This window comes from Bradyrhizobium sp. Kon10 (genome assembly GCF_055807395.1).
The window spans coordinates 14,617-29,954 of sequence record NZ_JBVVOZ010000002.1 but is presented as its reverse complement, the minus strand read 5'-3'; the positions used below and the strand labels follow the sequence as shown (position 1 = coordinate 29,954).

The window sequence follows — 15,338 nt, the reverse complement described above, 5'->3', positions numbered from 1 at the left end:
GGTTGTCAGGTTCTCAGCTCACATGCCCATGCCGCCATCGACCGGCAGGCCGATGCCGGTGATGAAGCGCGCCTCGTTCGAGCACAGGAACACCGCGGCGTCGGCGATGTCGCCGACCTCCGCGAGCTTGCCGAGGGGCGTCTGCTCGACCACCGAGCCGACCGCGGCGTTGACGTCGGGCGCGAGGCCGATCTTGACGATGTCATTGGCCAGCTGCAGGCCCATGTCGGTCGGGATCAAGCCGGGATAGATGCAGTTGACGCGCACGCCATACCCGAGTTTGCCGGCTTCCATAGCTCCAACCCGCGTCATGCGGTCGACCGCGGATTTCGTGCCGGAATAGACCGCGATGCTCGGGAACGCGATCGTCGCTGCGACGGAGGCGATGTTGACCACAGCGCCGCCCTTGCCGGCGGGGCCGCCTGGCCGCATCGCGCGGAAGGCGTGCTTCATGCCGAGCACGGTGCCGACGATATTGACGTCGCACATCCGCCGCGCGTCCTCGGCCTTGACCTCTGATATCAGCGACGTGATCTCGATCCCGGCATTGTTGATGAGGATGTCGTAGCCGCCGAGGGTGGCGACGGTCTTGGCCACCGCCCGCTCCCATTGCGCATCGTCGGTGACCTCGAGCTGGACGAAGCCCGTCACGACATCTTCCTTCGCGATCGCCGCTGCGCTGGCGCGGCCGGTCTCCTCCAGGATGTCGGCGATCATGATCGAGGCGCCGGCTCGCCCCAATGCGTGCGCTATGGCTGCGCCGATTCCTCGCGCACCGCCGGTGACCAAGGCTTTCCTGCCTGCAAGGCTCTTCCCACTCATGACGCACTCCTCCGTTGCTGGTGATTGACTCGTGCTGCGCCGACAGGCGCGCACCAGGTCGATGGGCGCAGGCCTTTCGGCAGCACCCAGCGAAGCGTTCCTCCATGGCCGGACATCTTGACAACTGTCCAAATTGTTGGCGCGAGCCTCCGCCAGAATCTTGACACTTGTCAAGGACGAATTTGACAGTTGTCAAAGGAAGTGGTTGTGAGGGGGTGGAGCTATTCCGCGGTCGACGCGGTATAAGTCTTTGAAAGAGCAGGACTGAGGAAAGGACGACATGGCGCGGCAGGTGACAGGGGCGGCCCGGCGCGTGGCCGATGCGGCCGAGGTGCTTCGCGACGAGAAGTTCAACGCGCGACGCATCGAGCTTGCCGAGGCCGCGCTCGAAACGCTTGGAGAACTTGGCTTCGCCCGCACCAGCCTGCGCGAGATCGCGCAGAACTCGGCGTTCACGCACGGCGTGTTTCACTATTATTTCAGCGACAAGCTCGACCTGATCTGCTGCTGCGTCCGTCACTACAAGGCGAAATGCGTGACGCGATATGACGAGGTCGTCGCAACAGCAACGAGCCGCGACGAATTGACGGAGGGCTTCCTCGCCAAGCTCGCAGCAACACTGCAGAACGAAGCCCGTATGCACCGGCTGTGGTACGATTTGCGCTCGCAGGCGATGTTCGAGGCGGCGTTTCGCAAAGATGTCCTCGAGATCGACAAGAGCCTGGAAGCGATGATCTGGCGCATTGCCTCCCGCTATGCCGAGTTCGGCGGCCGGCGGCCGGCCTCGTCGCCCGCCGCGCTTTATGCGCTGTTCGACGGTCTTTTCCAGAGCGCGCTGCTCAAGCACCTCGCGGGCGACAAGACGGCGATTCCCGAACTGCTCGACGAAGTCCGTCGCCTGCTGCCGACGGTCTGCTGAAGCGCACGAGCGGCGCCGGCGAAGGTCGCTCCACATCGTCATTGCGAGCGTAGCGAAGCAATCCAGACTCTCTCCGCGGAGGGATTCTGGATTGCTTCGTCGCAAGGGCTCCTCGCAATGACGGGGTCGAGAGACCGGCGCTCGCAATGACGGAGTGCGGGGCTGCAGCCCCTACTCTCGCATCACTTCACAAAGCCAAGTCCTTCGCGCGCCGTGTCGACGGCCCATTGGTCGTTCGGCGGCAGCGCGAGCACGCTGTTGAAATCCGCGCGTGCGGCGCAACCGATCCGGACGCGTGCAAAATCCGACGGAGAGCGCCCCGCTGCGACGTAAGTCGCAGACGGCCCGGCCTGGTTCGAACAAGCGAGAGTTGTTATGCCGCGGTGGCCGGCGGCAGCGCCAGCACCGAATAGATCGCCTGGGCGTCGCGCGAGGCGCGGAGCTTCTTGGCGATGTCCTGGTCGCGCAGCAGGCGGGCGATACGGGCCAGTGCCTTGAGGTGGTCGGCGCCGGCGCCTTCGGGGGCGAGCAGCAGGAAGACGAGATCGACCGGCTGGCCGTCCATCGATTCGAAATCAATCGGGCGATCGAGCCGCGCGAACAGGCCGAAGATCTTTTCCAGCTTGGGCAGCTTGCCGTGGGGAATGGCGACGCCGTAGCCGACCGCGGTGGTGCCGAGCTTCTCCCGCTGCAGCAGCACCTCGAACACCGCGCGCTCGTTTTGTCCGGTCAGCTCGGCGGCCTTGGCCGCGAGTTCCTGGAGCGCCTGCTTCTTGCTGTTGACCTTCAATGCCGGGAGAATCGCCTCGGGCGCGACCAGATCGGTAATCGGCATGGAAGTCTTCCGAGGTGAATGAAAACGTCAGGTTCCGAATTGGCCAGCCTGGACAAAGTATCGAGGCGGGCCGGCGTCAAGAAGATGAAGCAGGAGGCGGACTTAGCTCCTCGCTGATGTGGGGGGCTTCTACTCCAACGCAATCCCGGTGCCAACTCCCGCGTGAAGCTTTGCCCCGGTCATTGTTAAGGCCGCAAGGGGCTGGCCGGAACCGGCCCAAAGCTCGCCCAGAGGGCCTCTCAGGCCTTACCGTCCGGCTTGCTGTCCGCCTTGGCCCCCGGCGGATCGATCCAGCCGACATTGCCGTCCGCCCGGCGGTAAATGATGTTCACCCGGCCGCTCGAGCCGTGCTGGAACACCATGCAGGGGGCGCCGCTGAGGTCGAGTTCCATGACGGCTTCGCTCACCGACAGCGGTTTCAGCGAGGTGGTCGCCTCCGCGATGATTACGGGGCTGTAGCCGGTGACCTCGTCATCGCCCTCAGACGGCGCCTCCAGGACGTAGCTGGTGGCGTCCATGGCGGCGAGCGCTTCCGAGGCGGCGTGGGTCTTGCGGGCGGAACGGTCCTTGAGCCGGCTCTTGTAGCGGCGCAGCCGCTTCTCGATCATCAGCAGCGCCTGGTCGGCGCTGGCATAGGCGTCCGGCGCATTGCAATCGGCCTCCAGCGTGATTCCCGAATCCAGATGCAGCGAGCAATCGGTGCGGAAGCCGAAGCCGTCCTTGCTCAGCGTGATATGGCCGGAATAATTGCCGTCGAAATATTTGCGCAGCACCTCCTCGGTGCGGTCCGCCACGCGGCCGCGCAGGGCCTCGCCGACGCTGACGCTCTTGCCCGAAATGCGGAGAGTCATGTGAACCTCGCTTGGTTAGGTTCTTGCCTGCGCATGATCTGTTCGGAGGCGGTTGCAGAAAATTCCGGATCATGCGCGCGCATGGATCGATCTCGATGGGAGATGACAGTAGCGCGATTTGGCGCCAGCGCAATCAGGCCGGCTCGGTGTTGCGGGAGCGATCGGACATTGCAGTGGAGAGGACGTTACCAAGAGCGCTCTGCTTGTCGCGACGGCGTTGCACCGAAGAAGGAATACGCATGGCTTCGCGGTACTTCGCGACCGTGCGGCGGGCAATATCAATGCCCGAAGCGCGCAACCGTTCCACGATGGTGTCGTCGGACAGGATCGCGGCAGGTGCTTCCGAATCGATCAATTGCTTGATGTGGTGGCGCACGGCTTCGGCGGAATGCGCCTCGCCGCCGTCGGCGGAGGCGATCGACGCCGTGAAGAAATATTTCAGCTCGAACGTGCCGCGATTGGTCGCCATGTATTTGTTGGCGGTGACGCGCGACACCGTGGATTCATGCATCTGGATGGCGTCGGCGACGGCCTTCAGATTGAGCGGCCGCAGATGCGCCACGCCATGGGTGAAGAAGCCGTCCTGCTGGCGCACGATCTCGGTTGCGACCTTCAGGATGGTGCGGGCGCGCTGGTCAAGCGCGCGCACCAGCCAGGTCGCGTTCTGGAGTGCGTCGGTGAAATACGATTTGTCCCCGTCCTTGCCGATCTTCTTCGACAGTTGCGAATAATAGGTCTGGTTGACCAGCACGCGCGGCAAGGTGTCGCTGTTGAGCTCGACATGCCAGCCGCCGTCCGGACCCGGGCGGACATAGACGTCCGGCACCATGGTCTGAACGCGCGCCGAGCCGAACTTGATGCCGGGCTTGGGATTGAGCCGGCGGATCTCGCCGATCATGTCGGCGATGTCCTCGTCGTCGACGCCGCAGACCTTGCGCAGGCCCGCGATGTCGCGCTTGGCGAGGAGATCGAGATGTTCGATCAGCGCCTGCATCGCCGGATCGTAACGATCGAGTTCGCGGAGCTGGATCGCCAGGCATTCGCTTAAGTTGCGCGCGCAAACGCCGGGCGGATCGAATTTTTGCAGGACGGCAAGAACGTCCTCGACGTCCGCTTGCGATGCACCAAGCCGCTCAGCGGCCTGGCCGAGATCCGGCGGCAGATAGCCGGCCTCGTCGACGAGATCGATCAGATACTGCCCGATCATGCGCTGCGCCGGCCCGCTGAAGGCGACCGAGAGCTGCTCGGCCAGATGGTCGCCCAGCGTGATTTCGGCCGCGACGAAGGCCTCGAGATTGTAGTCCTCGTCGCCGGAGGCACCGCCGCCCCATTCCGTATAGGTGGTCGGCGCCGCATCCTGGGCGTTGCGCGCGGCGGCCTCGGCCGGCTCCTCGGAGAAGACGTTGTCCAGGCCGGTGTCGAGGGTTTGCTCGATCTCGGCGCGGGTGCCGAGATCCTTGCTCATCCACTCTTCCTGGCCGGGCTCGAAAGCCTCGCCCGGACCACCGCCCGGTTCGTCGTTGTGGCCGCCGTCGGAATCGTTGAACTGGCTGGCCTCGGCAGTAGCTTCCCCGGGCGGGACCTCGTCACTGGCCCGCTCCAGCAGCGGATTACGCTCGAGTTCCTCTTCCACGAAGGTGGTGAGATCGAGGTTGGACAATTGCAGCAGCTTGATCGCCTGCATCAGCTGCGGCGTCATGACCAGCGACTGCGATTGCCGGAACTCTAATCTCTGCGTAAGCGCCATGAAGCAAGAACCGATCCCGAAAAGTTGGTCCGATTTTTGCTTATCTTAGTCCAGGCCCGATGTACACGCCTTGACGAACTCGAAAAAAGGGCTAGAGGCGGAATTCCTCGCCAAGGTAAAGGCGGCGAACGTCCGGATCATTGACAATCTCATCCGGGCTGCCCTCGGTCAGGATCTCACCGGCATAGACGATATAGGCACGATCGGTGAGGCCGAGCGTCTCTCGCACATTGTGGTCGGTGATGAGCACGCCGATGCCGCGATTGGTGAGATGACGGACGAGGTCCTGGATGTCGCCGACGGCGATCGGATCGATGCCGGCGAAGGGTTCGTCGAGCAGCATGTAGTTAGGACGCGTCGCCAGCGCGCGCGCGATTTCGACGCGGCGGCGTTCACCGCCCGACAGCGCGATCGAAGGTGATTTACGCAGGCGGGTGATGTTGAATTCGTCGAGCAGCGAATCGAGCTGCTGCTCGCGCTTCTTGCGCGAGGGCTCGACCACTTCGAGCACGGCGCGGATGTTCTGCTCGACGGTGAGGCCGCGGAAGATCGAGGCTTCCTGCGGCAGATAGCCGATGCCGAGCCGCGCCCGCTGATACATCGGCAGCTTGGTGACGTCATGGCCGTCGAGCTCGATCGCGCCGCGATCGGGCTTGATCAGGCCGGTGATCATGTAGAACACGGTGGTCTTGCCGGCGCCGTTCGGGCCGAGCAGGCCGACCGCTTCGCCGCGGCGCACATAGATGCTGACGCCGCGCACGACCTGCCGGCTGCCAAAGCTCTTTTCCACGCTATGCACAGCCAGGAAGCCCGGCCGCTTCAGGAGCTGCGGGCCGCCTGAGCCGTTGGACCTGGCAACGGGCTTGGCACCGGACCTGCCTGCGACAGGCTGGGCCGCCGGCTGGCGCTGCCGCGGCGGGGCCTCGACGCCGTACGGGTCCGGCGCGTGCGTGGGCTGGTCACGGGCGATCGGGGGCGCATCCCGCACCGGGCTGGTGAGGAGGCCGCCGACGCTTTGGGTGAGTTCGGTGATGTCCTGACGCGCAAATCCGGGACGGCCACGCTTGGCGGGGCGCCGACGGAACATGCTGAATAAATCGACCATCCCCGCCTGTCTCAAGCCTTCACGGCGATCCTGCACGGTGGATCCCGCGATCTGCCGTATCACAGCGATTCGCCGACACAGCATGAGTGAAAGGATGTCTCATGCCCAGTGAAACACCCGCGATAAGCGGATCCCGCTTTCGAAGCCCGTTGCGCTAGATACAGTCTTGTCGGGCAGGCTTCAACCTCGCGACCGCAAGATAGTATCTAAGCCATTGTTTTACTTGGGCTTGCCTGGAATGAGCGAGGGCACCGCCGGGCCGCCACCGGGGCCGGCGGGCGTTCCGCATTTGCCGCTCGAGCCGCCCTGGGACTGGATGAACAGGCCCTGCACTCGGCCGCTCTCGGATTCAACCCGCGACACGCCGGTGGTCATGTCGACCAACAGACGATCGCCGCGCAGCACGTTCTGGCATTGGGTCAGGACCACCTGGCCGCCGGAGCCGCCGAGCATGGTGATGAGGTTGGTCTTGGTGTCGAACACGGCGGTCTCGCCGGTCACCACCTGGTCTTTCTGGGTGACGACGACATTGCCGCGCGCCTCAAGCCGCTTGATCGACGACGCGCCGCCGGGGCCCGGCGTCGCCGACTGGATCGGCGCGGCCTTCGCGCCCTTTGCCGATGCCGGCTGCGGCGTCGCGGCCTTGTCGCCGCTCGATTCGTAGAACACGACCAGCGTCTTCGAGGTCATGGTGGTGTCGCCCTGCACGACCTTCACATTGCCGGAGAAGGTCGCTTCCTTCTTCTTGTCGCGCATCTCGAGGGTTGCGGCGTCGATCTGGATCGGCTGATCGCGGTTCTGCGAAAAGCCCTGCATGGCATTGGGAACGCCCTGCATCGTGCTCTGCGCGACCGCGGCATGCGTTGCGACCAGCGCAGCGCAGACGACCAGCGCACTGACGATGGCGAACCGCTTGACCTTGCTGCGCGGAAAACACTTCGCCATGGCAATCATCTTGAATTCGCAGACTTGTTCTTGGACTTCGGCGGCGGCGCGGGCTGCTCGACGGGCGCCGGCGTCGCGTCATCCACGCTGATCTTGTCCAGATGCATCACGACATTGCCCTCGAAGCGGATGACGTCACCGCCTTCGGTGATGCGCAGCCGGTCGGCGGTGAGCGTGCCGTTGGTCAGCTTGACGTCGACATGGTCGTCCGACGAGACCGTGCCCTTGCCCATGTCGACGAAGGCCGAGTTCAGCCGCGCCTCATAGCCGGTCGAGGTGCGCACGAAGACGTCCTTGTGCAGCTCGAGCTGCTGCTGCTTGTTGTCGAACCTGCCGGTGCGGGCATCGAGGAACACGGTCGACTGGTCTTCCATCAGGACTTTCGAGCGCAAATCCGCGAGATCGACATGATCGGGATCGGTGATGTCCTGCGTCGCGGTTTTGGCCCAGAGCTCGTAGGGCCGCTGGTCCGTGCTGAAGCCCGACATGTGCGGCGATTCCATCGTGATCTTGGTGCCTGTGACCACCATGTTTCCGGAATCGATCTTCATGGGGATCATGCTGAACGGGTTGAGGAAGGTCGAGACGGCGACGATCGAGGCCATGGCCACGACCACGGTCGCCGGCACCGCGATGCGCAGAATCCGCACCAGGCGGCTGTGGCGGGCCGCAGTGGCAAACCGCGCCGCGAGTGCGGCGTCATAGGTTGAAAACTGGGCCGAGTTCACAATTGCTCCCGAGGCCTCGCTCACCGAACCTTCTTAGTCAAAGGCTCCGATCGAGGTGCCCCATTGTACCCGGCAATGCCGGAAGATGCAGCCTCCGACACGCCGTCAGGAAAGTGTCCGAAACGGGGCGGCAGCCTTGACCTGATGGCTGCCGAAAGGCTCAGGAATGCGCGAAAATGTCCTCTTCGGCCCAGCCCTGGAGGTCGAGCAAAGCACGGGTCGGCAGGAAGTCGAAACAGGCCTTGGCCAGCGCGGTGCGGCCCTCGCGCAGCAGCATCGCATCCAGCCGCTCGCGCAAGGCATGCAGATGCAGCACGTCGGAGGCGGCGTAAGCCAGCTGCGGCTCGGTCAGGCTGTCGGAACCCCAATCGCTGGATTGCTGCTGCTTGGAGAGGTCGACATTGAGCACCTCGCGCACGAGGTCCTTGAGGCCATGGCGGTCGGTATAAGTCCGGGTCAGGCGGGAGGCGATCTTGGTGCAGTAGATCGGCCCGGTCATCACTCCGAAGCTCTGGTACAGCACCGCGACGTCGAACCGGGCGAAATGGAAGATCTTGGTGATAGCGGGATCGGCCAGCAGCGCCTTCAGGTTCGGCGCGTCGGTGTGGCCCTTGGGGATCTGCACCACGTCGGCGCTGCCGTCGCCGGGCGACAGCTGCACCACGCAGAGCCGGTCGCGGTGCGGGTTCAACCCCATGGTCTCGGTGTCGATCGCCACGGCGCCGCTGTAGCGGGTGAGGTCGGGCAGGTCGCCGCGATGCAGGCGTACGGTCATGGCGTGTCAAACCTCAATCGAATCGGTGGCGTCGGCATCATAGGCTAATCGGGATTGCCCGCGATGTATCCACTGCGGACGCCGCGCGCAAGCGCCGGTTGCGGCTCCGGTCAGATCGCTGCCAGCATGATGCAGATCATCGCGGCCACCGTGGTGCGGCTGGCGCCGTCGCGGAAGGCGTAGATGATGGGGTCGTCCGGCATCTCGCGGCGATGCGCAATCATCAGCGCGCGGCCGAACCAATAAAGCAGCAAAGGCGCGAGCAGCCACAGCAGCCAGGGGCGGCTGTAGAGCGGCGTCACCGCGGAGGACGACAGATAGAGCGCAAACACCGTCACCGCGTTCATGGCGCTCGCGGCGGCCATGGCAGCGATGATGTGCAGATCGGTGATCCTGTAGTCGCGGTTGGAGGGATCGGACAGCCCGGCGCCCTCGCGCATGCCGAGTTCGCTGAAGCGCTTGATCAGTGCCAGCGAGGTGAACACGAACAGCGAGAAGATCATCAGCCATTCCGACAGCATCACGCCGGCGGCGACCGCGCCGGCGCCGATGCGCAGAGAGTAGAGGCCGGCGAGCGTCACGACATCAACCAGCATCTTGCGCTTGAGCACCAGCGAATAGGCGATGGTGGTGGCGAGATAGACGGCGAGCACGCCGAGGAAGGCTGCGGAAATGCAGAGGCTGGCGCCGACCGCGAAAGCCCACAGCGCCGGGATCGCCGCGAGCGCGGACGAGATCGGCAGCTCGCCTGCCGCAAGCGGGCGATGACGCTTGGTCGGATGCTGCCGGTCGGCGGCGAGATCCAGCAGATCGTTCATCAGATACGCGCCCGACGCACAGGCCGAGAACGCGAGGGCCGCCAGCAGCGCGGAGCCGAGCGTCGCAAAGTTCATCTGATGCGCGGTGAGCGCCGGCACGAACACCAGCGTGTTCTTGGCGTATTGATAGACCCGCAGCGCCTTCGCCCAGATCTTAAAGCTGACGCGGCCGCGGCTGCGCTCACCGATGCGCTCGATCGAGGCGCGATCGAACGGCAGATTGGCACCCGCGGCGAGATCGGCCGGCGCAACGACGCCGTCGAAGCCGAGATGTGCGGCGATCGCAGAGGCATGCCCGGCGAAGCGCTCCGCGACCAGAAAAATCTTCTCGCCCCGCGCCCGCGCCGCCAGCGCCCGGTTCAGCACCTCGCCATCATAGGGCAGATGGGCGTAGTCGATCTCGGCCCGCGCCAAAATCTCGGTCAGGGCCGCCATGCCCGGGCGTCCGCCCGCGCCGAAGCGGGCCAGCATGCGGCCGGGGCTAGAGAACAGCGCTTCCATCAGCAGTTCCGAGCGCAGCAGCGCGCCTTCGAGATCGATCACGAGGGTGCGGGCAAGCGCCGATCCGGCCTGCGACGCGGCCTCGCTCCGATCGTACTGCCTGACGGGCTGCTCCATCCGAAAACGCTCTACCCATCGCGACCTGACCCGCCCAAAGGCTGGGGAGGCCGGGGAGCAGGAAAATGGACGCCCGCGAGCCTAGGGCGCATTCGCTAAGGCGGGCTTAATCGGCTCGGAGAAGCGCGATGGTCGCACAGGGCCGAGATTCGGGCTGTTGCAGGGATCCCACAATCGCGCGCGAGCGCGATCGTCGGGCGGAACTTGGGCCATGCGGCCGTGGAAATCGTCCCGGTCGACCCTATGTGTTGCGGGCTTCCCCCGCCCCCCACCACGAATCGAGTGCCATGACCGAACAGACGCTCGCCGCGCCGATCAACGATCAACTACAACGCAAACGCGGCTTCACGCGCTACCAATCGCTCCTGGTCGCGCTGCTCGCATTCGCGCAGTTCACGATCATTCTCGATTTCATCATCATGTCGCCGCTCGGCGCCATCCTGATGCCCGCGCTTAACATCACGGCCGGGCAATTCGGCGTCGCGGTGTCGGCCTACGCGTTCAGCGCGGGATTGTCGGGCATCCTGGCGGCGGGCTTTGCCGATCGCTTCGATCGCAAGCGCCTGCTGCTGTTCTTCTATGTCGGCTTCACGCTCGGCACCCTGCTCTGCGCCGCGGCGCAGACATACCACGTGCTGCTGCTCGGCAGGATCGTGACCGGATTGTTCGGCGGCGTGATCGGGTCGGTCGTGCTTGCGATCGTCACCGATTTGTTCCCGCTGCATCTGCGCGGCCGCGTGATGGGATTCGTCCAGACCGCGTTCGCCGCGAGCCAGGTGCTCGGCATTCCGGCGGGGCTGTTTCTCGCCAACCGCTGGGACTGGCACGTCTGCTTCGCCGCGATCGTCGGCCTCTCGATCCTGGCGATCGCCGTGATCGCCTTCGCGATGGAGCCGGTCGACAAGCATCTGAAGCTGAAGCAGGACCGAAACCCGTTCCGCCATCTGATCGCGACCGTGGGCGAGCCGCGCTACACGCTGGCCTTCTGTGTCACGACATTGCTGGCGACGGGCGGCTACATGCTGATGCCGTTCTCGAGCGCCTTCACCGTGAACAATATCGGCATCGACATCGTGCACCTGCCGACGATCTATCTGGTCTCCGGCCTGTTCAGCATTATCACGGGACCACTGGTCGGCAGGGCGAGCGATACGTTCGGCAAATATCCGACGTTTGTGTTCGGCAGCGTGGTGTCGGTGATCATGGTGCTGATCTACACCCATCTCGGCCACGTCTCGCTCGCGACCGCGATCCTGGTCAACGTGCTGATGTTCGTCGGCATCTTTTCACGCATGATCCCGTCGCAGGCCCTGATGTCGGCGATCCCCGACCCCAGCCAGCGCGGCTCCTTCAGCGCAGTCAGCGCGTCGTTGCAGCAGCTCTCCGGCGGCCTCGGTTCGGTGCTCGCCGGCGCCATCATCGCGCAGAACCCGGACGGCTCGCTGCTCCATTTCGACCGGATCGGCTACGTCGTCGTGGCCTCTGCCATCGTCTCGCTGGTCGCGATGTATTTTGTGCAGAAGGCGGTGGCGGAGCGGGCGGGGAAGCGGGTGGTGTGAGGGGGGCGGGCTGCGGCTTGAGTGGCACAGGTCACGACGGCGCTGCGTGGATCGCCGGCCTGCTCCTTCCGCTGATCGGGAAAGCAGCTCGTTTGCGGACAATCCTGCAAAATGGTGCCCAGGAAAGGACTCGAACCTTCACGGCCGTTAAGCCACTGGCACCTGAAGCCAGCGCGTCTACCAATTCCACCACCTGGGCATGCCGTTTGGGGCACGGAGGCGGTTACTACGGATCAGTGACGCGGTTGTCAATTCATGCTTGAACCGTGCTTGCGGTCGCGGATTGCGCATCGCAAAACGGCCCGATACAAGCTCGTAACACGCTCTCTCCATCAGGAATCGACCCCATGGCATCGAATCTGGACACGCTCGTCACGGTTTTCGGCGGATCGGGGTTTTTGGGCCGCAATGTCGTCCGCGCGCTGTGCCGGCGCGACTACCGGGTCCGGGTCGCGGTGCGGCGGCCGGAACTGGCCGGATTCCTGCAGCCGTCCGGCAAGGTCGGCCAGGTCCACACCGTGCAGGCCAATCTGCGCTACCCGGCCTCGGTCGAGGCGGCCGTGCGTGATTCGCACGTTGTTATTAATCTGGTCGGCATCCTCACCGAGGGCGGCGCGCAGAGCTTTGACGCCGTCCAGGCCAAGGGCGCCGAGACCGTCGCCAAGGCGGCGGCCGCAGCCGGCGCCCAGCTGGTGCATGTTTCGGCGATCGGCGCCGATGCGGAATCGCCGTCGCGCTATGCCAAGGCCAAGGCAGCGGGCGAGGCCGCGGTGATGGCGGCGGTGCCGTCAGCGACGATCTTCCGGCCCTCGGTGATGTTCGGGCCCGAGGACCAGTTCACCAACCGCTTCGCCGCGCTGGCGCGGATGTCGCCGGTGCTGCCGCTGATCGGCGGCGAAACGAAGATGCAGCCGGTCTATGTCGGCGACGTCGCCACCGCGATCGCGGATGCGGTCGACGGCAAGGCCAAGCCGGGCGCCACCTACGAGCTCGGCGGGCCGGAAGTGCTGACCATGCGCGAGATCATCGAGGCGATTTTGGCGATTGCCGACCGCAAGCGGGCGTTGGTGTCGCTGCCGTTCGGGCTTGCCCGCCTCAAGGCCCAGTTCCTGCAATTCGCGCCCGGCGCGCTGAAGCTGACGCCGGACCAGGTCACGCTGCTCGAGCGCGACAACATCGTGTCGGAGGCGGCCAAGGCCGCGGGCCTGACGCTGGAAGGGCTCGGCATCGCTCCCGATTCACTGGAAGCGATCGCCCCGCAATATCTCTGGCGTTTCCGCGCGGCCGGGCAATTCCAGCGCAAGAGCGCGTGAGGCTTCTTTCTTCACCTCGCCCCGCGATCCCTCTAAACCTCTCCCGCTTGCGGGAGAGGTCGCCGCGTAGCGGCGGGTGAGGGCTTTCTCCTCATCGGGAGTCTCTCCGCGGAAGCACCCTCTCCCCAACCCTCTCCCGCAAGCGGGCGAGGGAGCACACTGCCGCTACGGGGCCAGTGCAATTCCTTCAAGCCTCAAAACTTCAGCTTCTTGAACACCCCTTCCGGCAGCGTCTTGATGATCAGCATCACGAGACGCCATTTGCCGCCGACGTAAACAACATCGCTCTTCTTCTCCACCGCCTGTAGGATCGCGTCGCCCACCACCGGCGCTTCGACGGTGAGCGGGCCGATCAGCTTCATGCCTTCCGTCATCCTGGTGCGAACGAAGCCGGGCTTCACCGTGACGACGTGCACGCCGCCGCGGCTGGCGCGGGCACGCAGGCCGGACAGGAATGCCGAGAAGCCTGCTTTCGCCGAGCCGTAGACATAGTTCGACGCCCGACCGCGATCGCCCGCAACCGATGACACGCCGACGATGGTGCCATTGCCGCGCGCCAGAAACTTTTCCGCGAACAGGCCGAGGATCAGCGACGGCCCCTCGTAGTTCGAGCGCATGATCGTGGTGGCGTGCGCGAGATCGCTCTCGGCGTTCTGCTGCACGCCCAGGAGACCGACGGTCGAGACGACGACATCGGGCAATACGGGGAGAGCGCTGACGAAGCTCTCGAACGACGCCGTGTCCAGCACGTCGAACGTCCACGCGCTCGCCTCGATGCTGTAGCGCGCGTGGAGATCGGCCGCGTCGGGCTCGAGCGCAGCGACGTCGCGCCCGGCGAGGGCGACATCGTATCCCGCTTTGGCAAAGGCGCGCGCGGCGGCGCGGCCGATATCGGAGGAGCCACCCAGCACCAGAACAGTCTTGCGCGACGTCATGGCTGCACCTCATCGAATAAACGCTGTGAAAGCTTTGATCGGATATTTCCGGCGGGATCGAGCGCTTTCCGGATCGCGTTGAAGCGCTGCAGGGCGGGATAGCCGGCCTCGAAGGTCGCGCGCGACTGACGCGCGTCCTTGGCGAGATAGAGCCTCCCGCCGGCGGCGACGACCAGGCGGTCGATCTCGTCGAGGAAATTCAGGATGTCGCCCTTCATCGGGAAGTCCAGCGCCAGCGTGTAGCCGGGCAGCGGAAACGACAAAATGCCGTCGCCCTGGCCGAGCTTCTTCAGCACCGCCAGGAACGAGGCATCGCCGCGCTTGGAGACGCGGTCGAGGATGTCGGCGAGCACGTCGCGCGCGCCCTGCTCCGGGATCACGCATTGATGCTGGAGGAAGCCGCGCCGGCCGTAAATGCGATTCCAGGCGCCGATGCTGTCGAGCGGAAAGAAATAGGGGAAGAGCGATACCAGATGGCTGCCGCCGGCGCGCCGCGCGCCCATGCGGTAGTAGAGCTCGTTGAACGCGCGGATGCTGGTACGGTTCAGCGTGATCGACGGCAGGTCGACCGGCACCGCAAGGCCGGGATTGCGGCCGACCGGAAATCGATCGCCGCCATCGGAAAGCTCGTCTGCGCTTGCGTGCTCCCCGAGATAGATCAGCGAGCGGCCGAGCTGGTGGCCGCGCGCGACGCAATCGATCCAGGCCACCGAATAGGTCGCGGATTCATTCGCCTCGAGCGCGCGCATGGCCGCTTCGAGATCCGACGCGGAGATCACGCGCTCGCGAATCCAGCCGGTCTCGACCGGCCGCAACCGGATGGTGGCTTCGAGAATGATTCCGGTCAGGCCCATGCCGCCGATCGTCGCGAAGAAGGCGTCCGAATTCTGTTCGTGCGAGGCCTCGATCGTCTCGCCCTGCCCGGTGCGCAGCAGGATGCTGTCGACATAGCGGCCGAAGCCGCCCTCGCTATGATGGTTCTTGCCATGCACGTCGGCGGCGATGGCGCCGCCGATTGTCACGAACCGCGTGCCCGGCACGACGAACGGCAGGAAGCCGCGTGGGCCAAACGTGTCGATCAGGTCCGACAGCAGCACGCCGGCCTCGAGGCGGATGCGGCCGGTTGCCGGATCGAACGACCGCACCCGGTCGAATGCAGTCATCGCGACGGTCCGGCTGGCGCCTATCGCGGCGTCTCCATAGGCGCGGCCATTGCCGCGGGCCACGGCGCCTGAGATCATGGCTTCGCCAACGGCTTCGAACGACCGCGGCCGCAGCAGTTCGCTATCGACGACCGGGAAGCGCCCCCAGCCGCTGACGAGGGTCATGGCTCAGCTCCATTGCAGGGGTGCGCGCGGCGCCCCGCCA

The 15,338-nt window shown here is 65.2% G+C and carries 14 protein-coding genes and 1 tRNA gene; 3 read left to right on the top strand and 12 right to left on the bottom strand.

What is annotated here, in order from left to right; translation table 11 throughout:
* Positions 1–18: 18 nt before the first annotated feature.
* The gene (locus AC0L2O_RS03220) at positions 19–822 is read right to left on the bottom strand and encodes an SDR family NAD(P)-dependent oxidoreductase (RefSeq protein ID WP_473368689.1); all 804 of its coding nucleotides are present in this window, start codon (positions 820–822) and stop codon (positions 19–21) included.
* Positions 823–1,102: 280 nt separating this feature from the next.
* On the opposite strand from AC0L2O_RS03220, the gene AC0L2O_RS03215 reads away from it, so the two are divergent.
* Positions 1,103–1,741, top strand: a complete 639-nt coding sequence (locus AC0L2O_RS03215) for a TetR/AcrR family transcriptional regulator (RefSeq protein WP_369720248.1) — start codon at positions 1,103–1,105, stop codon at positions 1,739–1,741.
* A gap of 373 nt (positions 1,742–2,114) precedes the next feature.
* On the opposite strand, the gene ptsN is transcribed toward AC0L2O_RS03215, so the two are convergent.
* The 8 genes from ptsN to AC0L2O_RS03175 form a co-directional block, all read right to left on the bottom strand.
* On the bottom strand, positions 2,115–2,576 hold the full coding sequence (ptsN, locus tag AC0L2O_RS03210; RefSeq protein ID WP_011083550.1) for a PTS IIA-like nitrogen regulatory protein PtsN: 462 nt from the start codon (positions 2,574–2,576) through the stop codon (positions 2,115–2,117).
* Between the two features lie 239 nt (positions 2,577–2,815).
* Positions 2,816–3,427, bottom strand: coding sequence for a ribosome hibernation-promoting factor, HPF/YfiA family (gene hpf, locus AC0L2O_RS03205; protein WP_369720246.1), 612 nt, complete (start codon positions 3,425–3,427; stop codon positions 2,816–2,818).
* A 133-nt stretch (positions 3,428–3,560) separates the two neighbouring features.
* A complete protein-coding gene (gene rpoN / locus AC0L2O_RS03200; RefSeq protein ID WP_409191330.1) occupies positions 3,561–5,174 on the bottom strand; it encodes an RNA polymerase factor sigma-54 in 1,614 nt (537 codons plus the stop codon).
* A gap of 91 nt (positions 5,175–5,265) precedes the next feature.
* Positions 5,266–6,279 carry an LPS export ABC transporter ATP-binding protein gene (lptB, locus tag AC0L2O_RS03195; RefSeq protein WP_409191329.1) on the bottom strand — a complete coding sequence of 338 codons (1,014 nt, stop codon included), beginning with the start codon at positions 6,277–6,279 and terminating at the stop codon, positions 5,266–5,268.
* Positions 6,280–6,498: 219 nt separating this feature from the next.
* Positions 6,499–7,224, bottom strand: coding sequence for an LptA/OstA family protein (locus AC0L2O_RS03190; protein WP_473368688.1), 726 nt, complete (start codon positions 7,222–7,224; stop codon positions 6,499–6,501).
* 5 nt (positions 7,225–7,229) lie between these two features.
* A complete protein-coding gene (lptC, locus tag AC0L2O_RS03185) occupies positions 7,230–7,952 on the bottom strand; it encodes an LPS export ABC transporter periplasmic protein LptC (protein ID WP_473368687.1) in 723 nt (240 codons plus the stop codon).
* A 160-nt stretch (positions 7,953–8,112) separates the two neighbouring features.
* The gene (locus AC0L2O_RS03180) at positions 8,113–8,727 is read right to left on the bottom strand and encodes a ribonuclease D (RefSeq protein ID WP_473368686.1); all 615 of its coding nucleotides are present in this window, start codon (positions 8,725–8,727) and stop codon (positions 8,113–8,115) included.
* Between the two features lie 110 nt (positions 8,728–8,837).
* Positions 8,838–10,163, bottom strand: a complete 1,326-nt coding sequence (locus AC0L2O_RS03175; RefSeq protein WP_473368685.1) for a UbiA family prenyltransferase — start codon at positions 10,161–10,163, stop codon at positions 8,838–8,840.
* Positions 10,164–10,450: 287 nt separating this feature from the next.
* Here AC0L2O_RS03175 and AC0L2O_RS03170 point away from each other — a divergent pair, with 287 nt between their 5' ends.
* Positions 10,451–11,722, top strand: coding sequence for an MFS transporter (locus tag AC0L2O_RS03170; protein ID WP_473368684.1), 1,272 nt, complete (start codon positions 10,451–10,453; stop codon positions 11,720–11,722).
* Between the two features lie 112 nt (positions 11,723–11,834).
* Here the strand turns inward: AC0L2O_RS03170 and AC0L2O_RS03165 are convergent.
* Positions 11,835–11,921: transfer RNA gene (locus AC0L2O_RS03165), tRNA-Leu, on the bottom strand.
* A gap of 148 nt (positions 11,922–12,069) precedes the next feature.
* Here AC0L2O_RS03165 and AC0L2O_RS03160 point away from each other — a divergent pair.
* Positions 12,070–13,035, top strand: a complete 966-nt coding sequence (locus tag AC0L2O_RS03160) for a complex I NDUFA9 subunit family protein (RefSeq protein WP_473368683.1) — start codon at positions 12,070–12,072, stop codon at positions 13,033–13,035.
* A gap of 194 nt (positions 13,036–13,229) precedes the next feature.
* Here AC0L2O_RS03160 and AC0L2O_RS03155 read toward each other — a convergent pair whose 3' ends face one another.
* Both AC0L2O_RS03155 and AC0L2O_RS03150 read right to left on the bottom strand, forming a co-directional pair.
* The gene (locus tag AC0L2O_RS03155; RefSeq protein WP_473368682.1) at positions 13,230–13,970 is read right to left on the bottom strand and encodes an SDR family oxidoreductase; all 741 of its coding nucleotides are present in this window, start codon (positions 13,968–13,970) and stop codon (positions 13,230–13,232) included.
* Positions 13,967–15,298, bottom strand: coding sequence for an FAD-binding oxidoreductase (locus tag AC0L2O_RS03150; protein WP_473368681.1), 1,332 nt, complete (start codon positions 15,296–15,298; stop codon positions 13,967–13,969). The genes AC0L2O_RS03155 and AC0L2O_RS03150 overlap by 4 nt, the downstream gene beginning before the upstream one ends.
* Between the last annotated feature and the right edge of the window lie 40 nt (positions 15,299–15,338).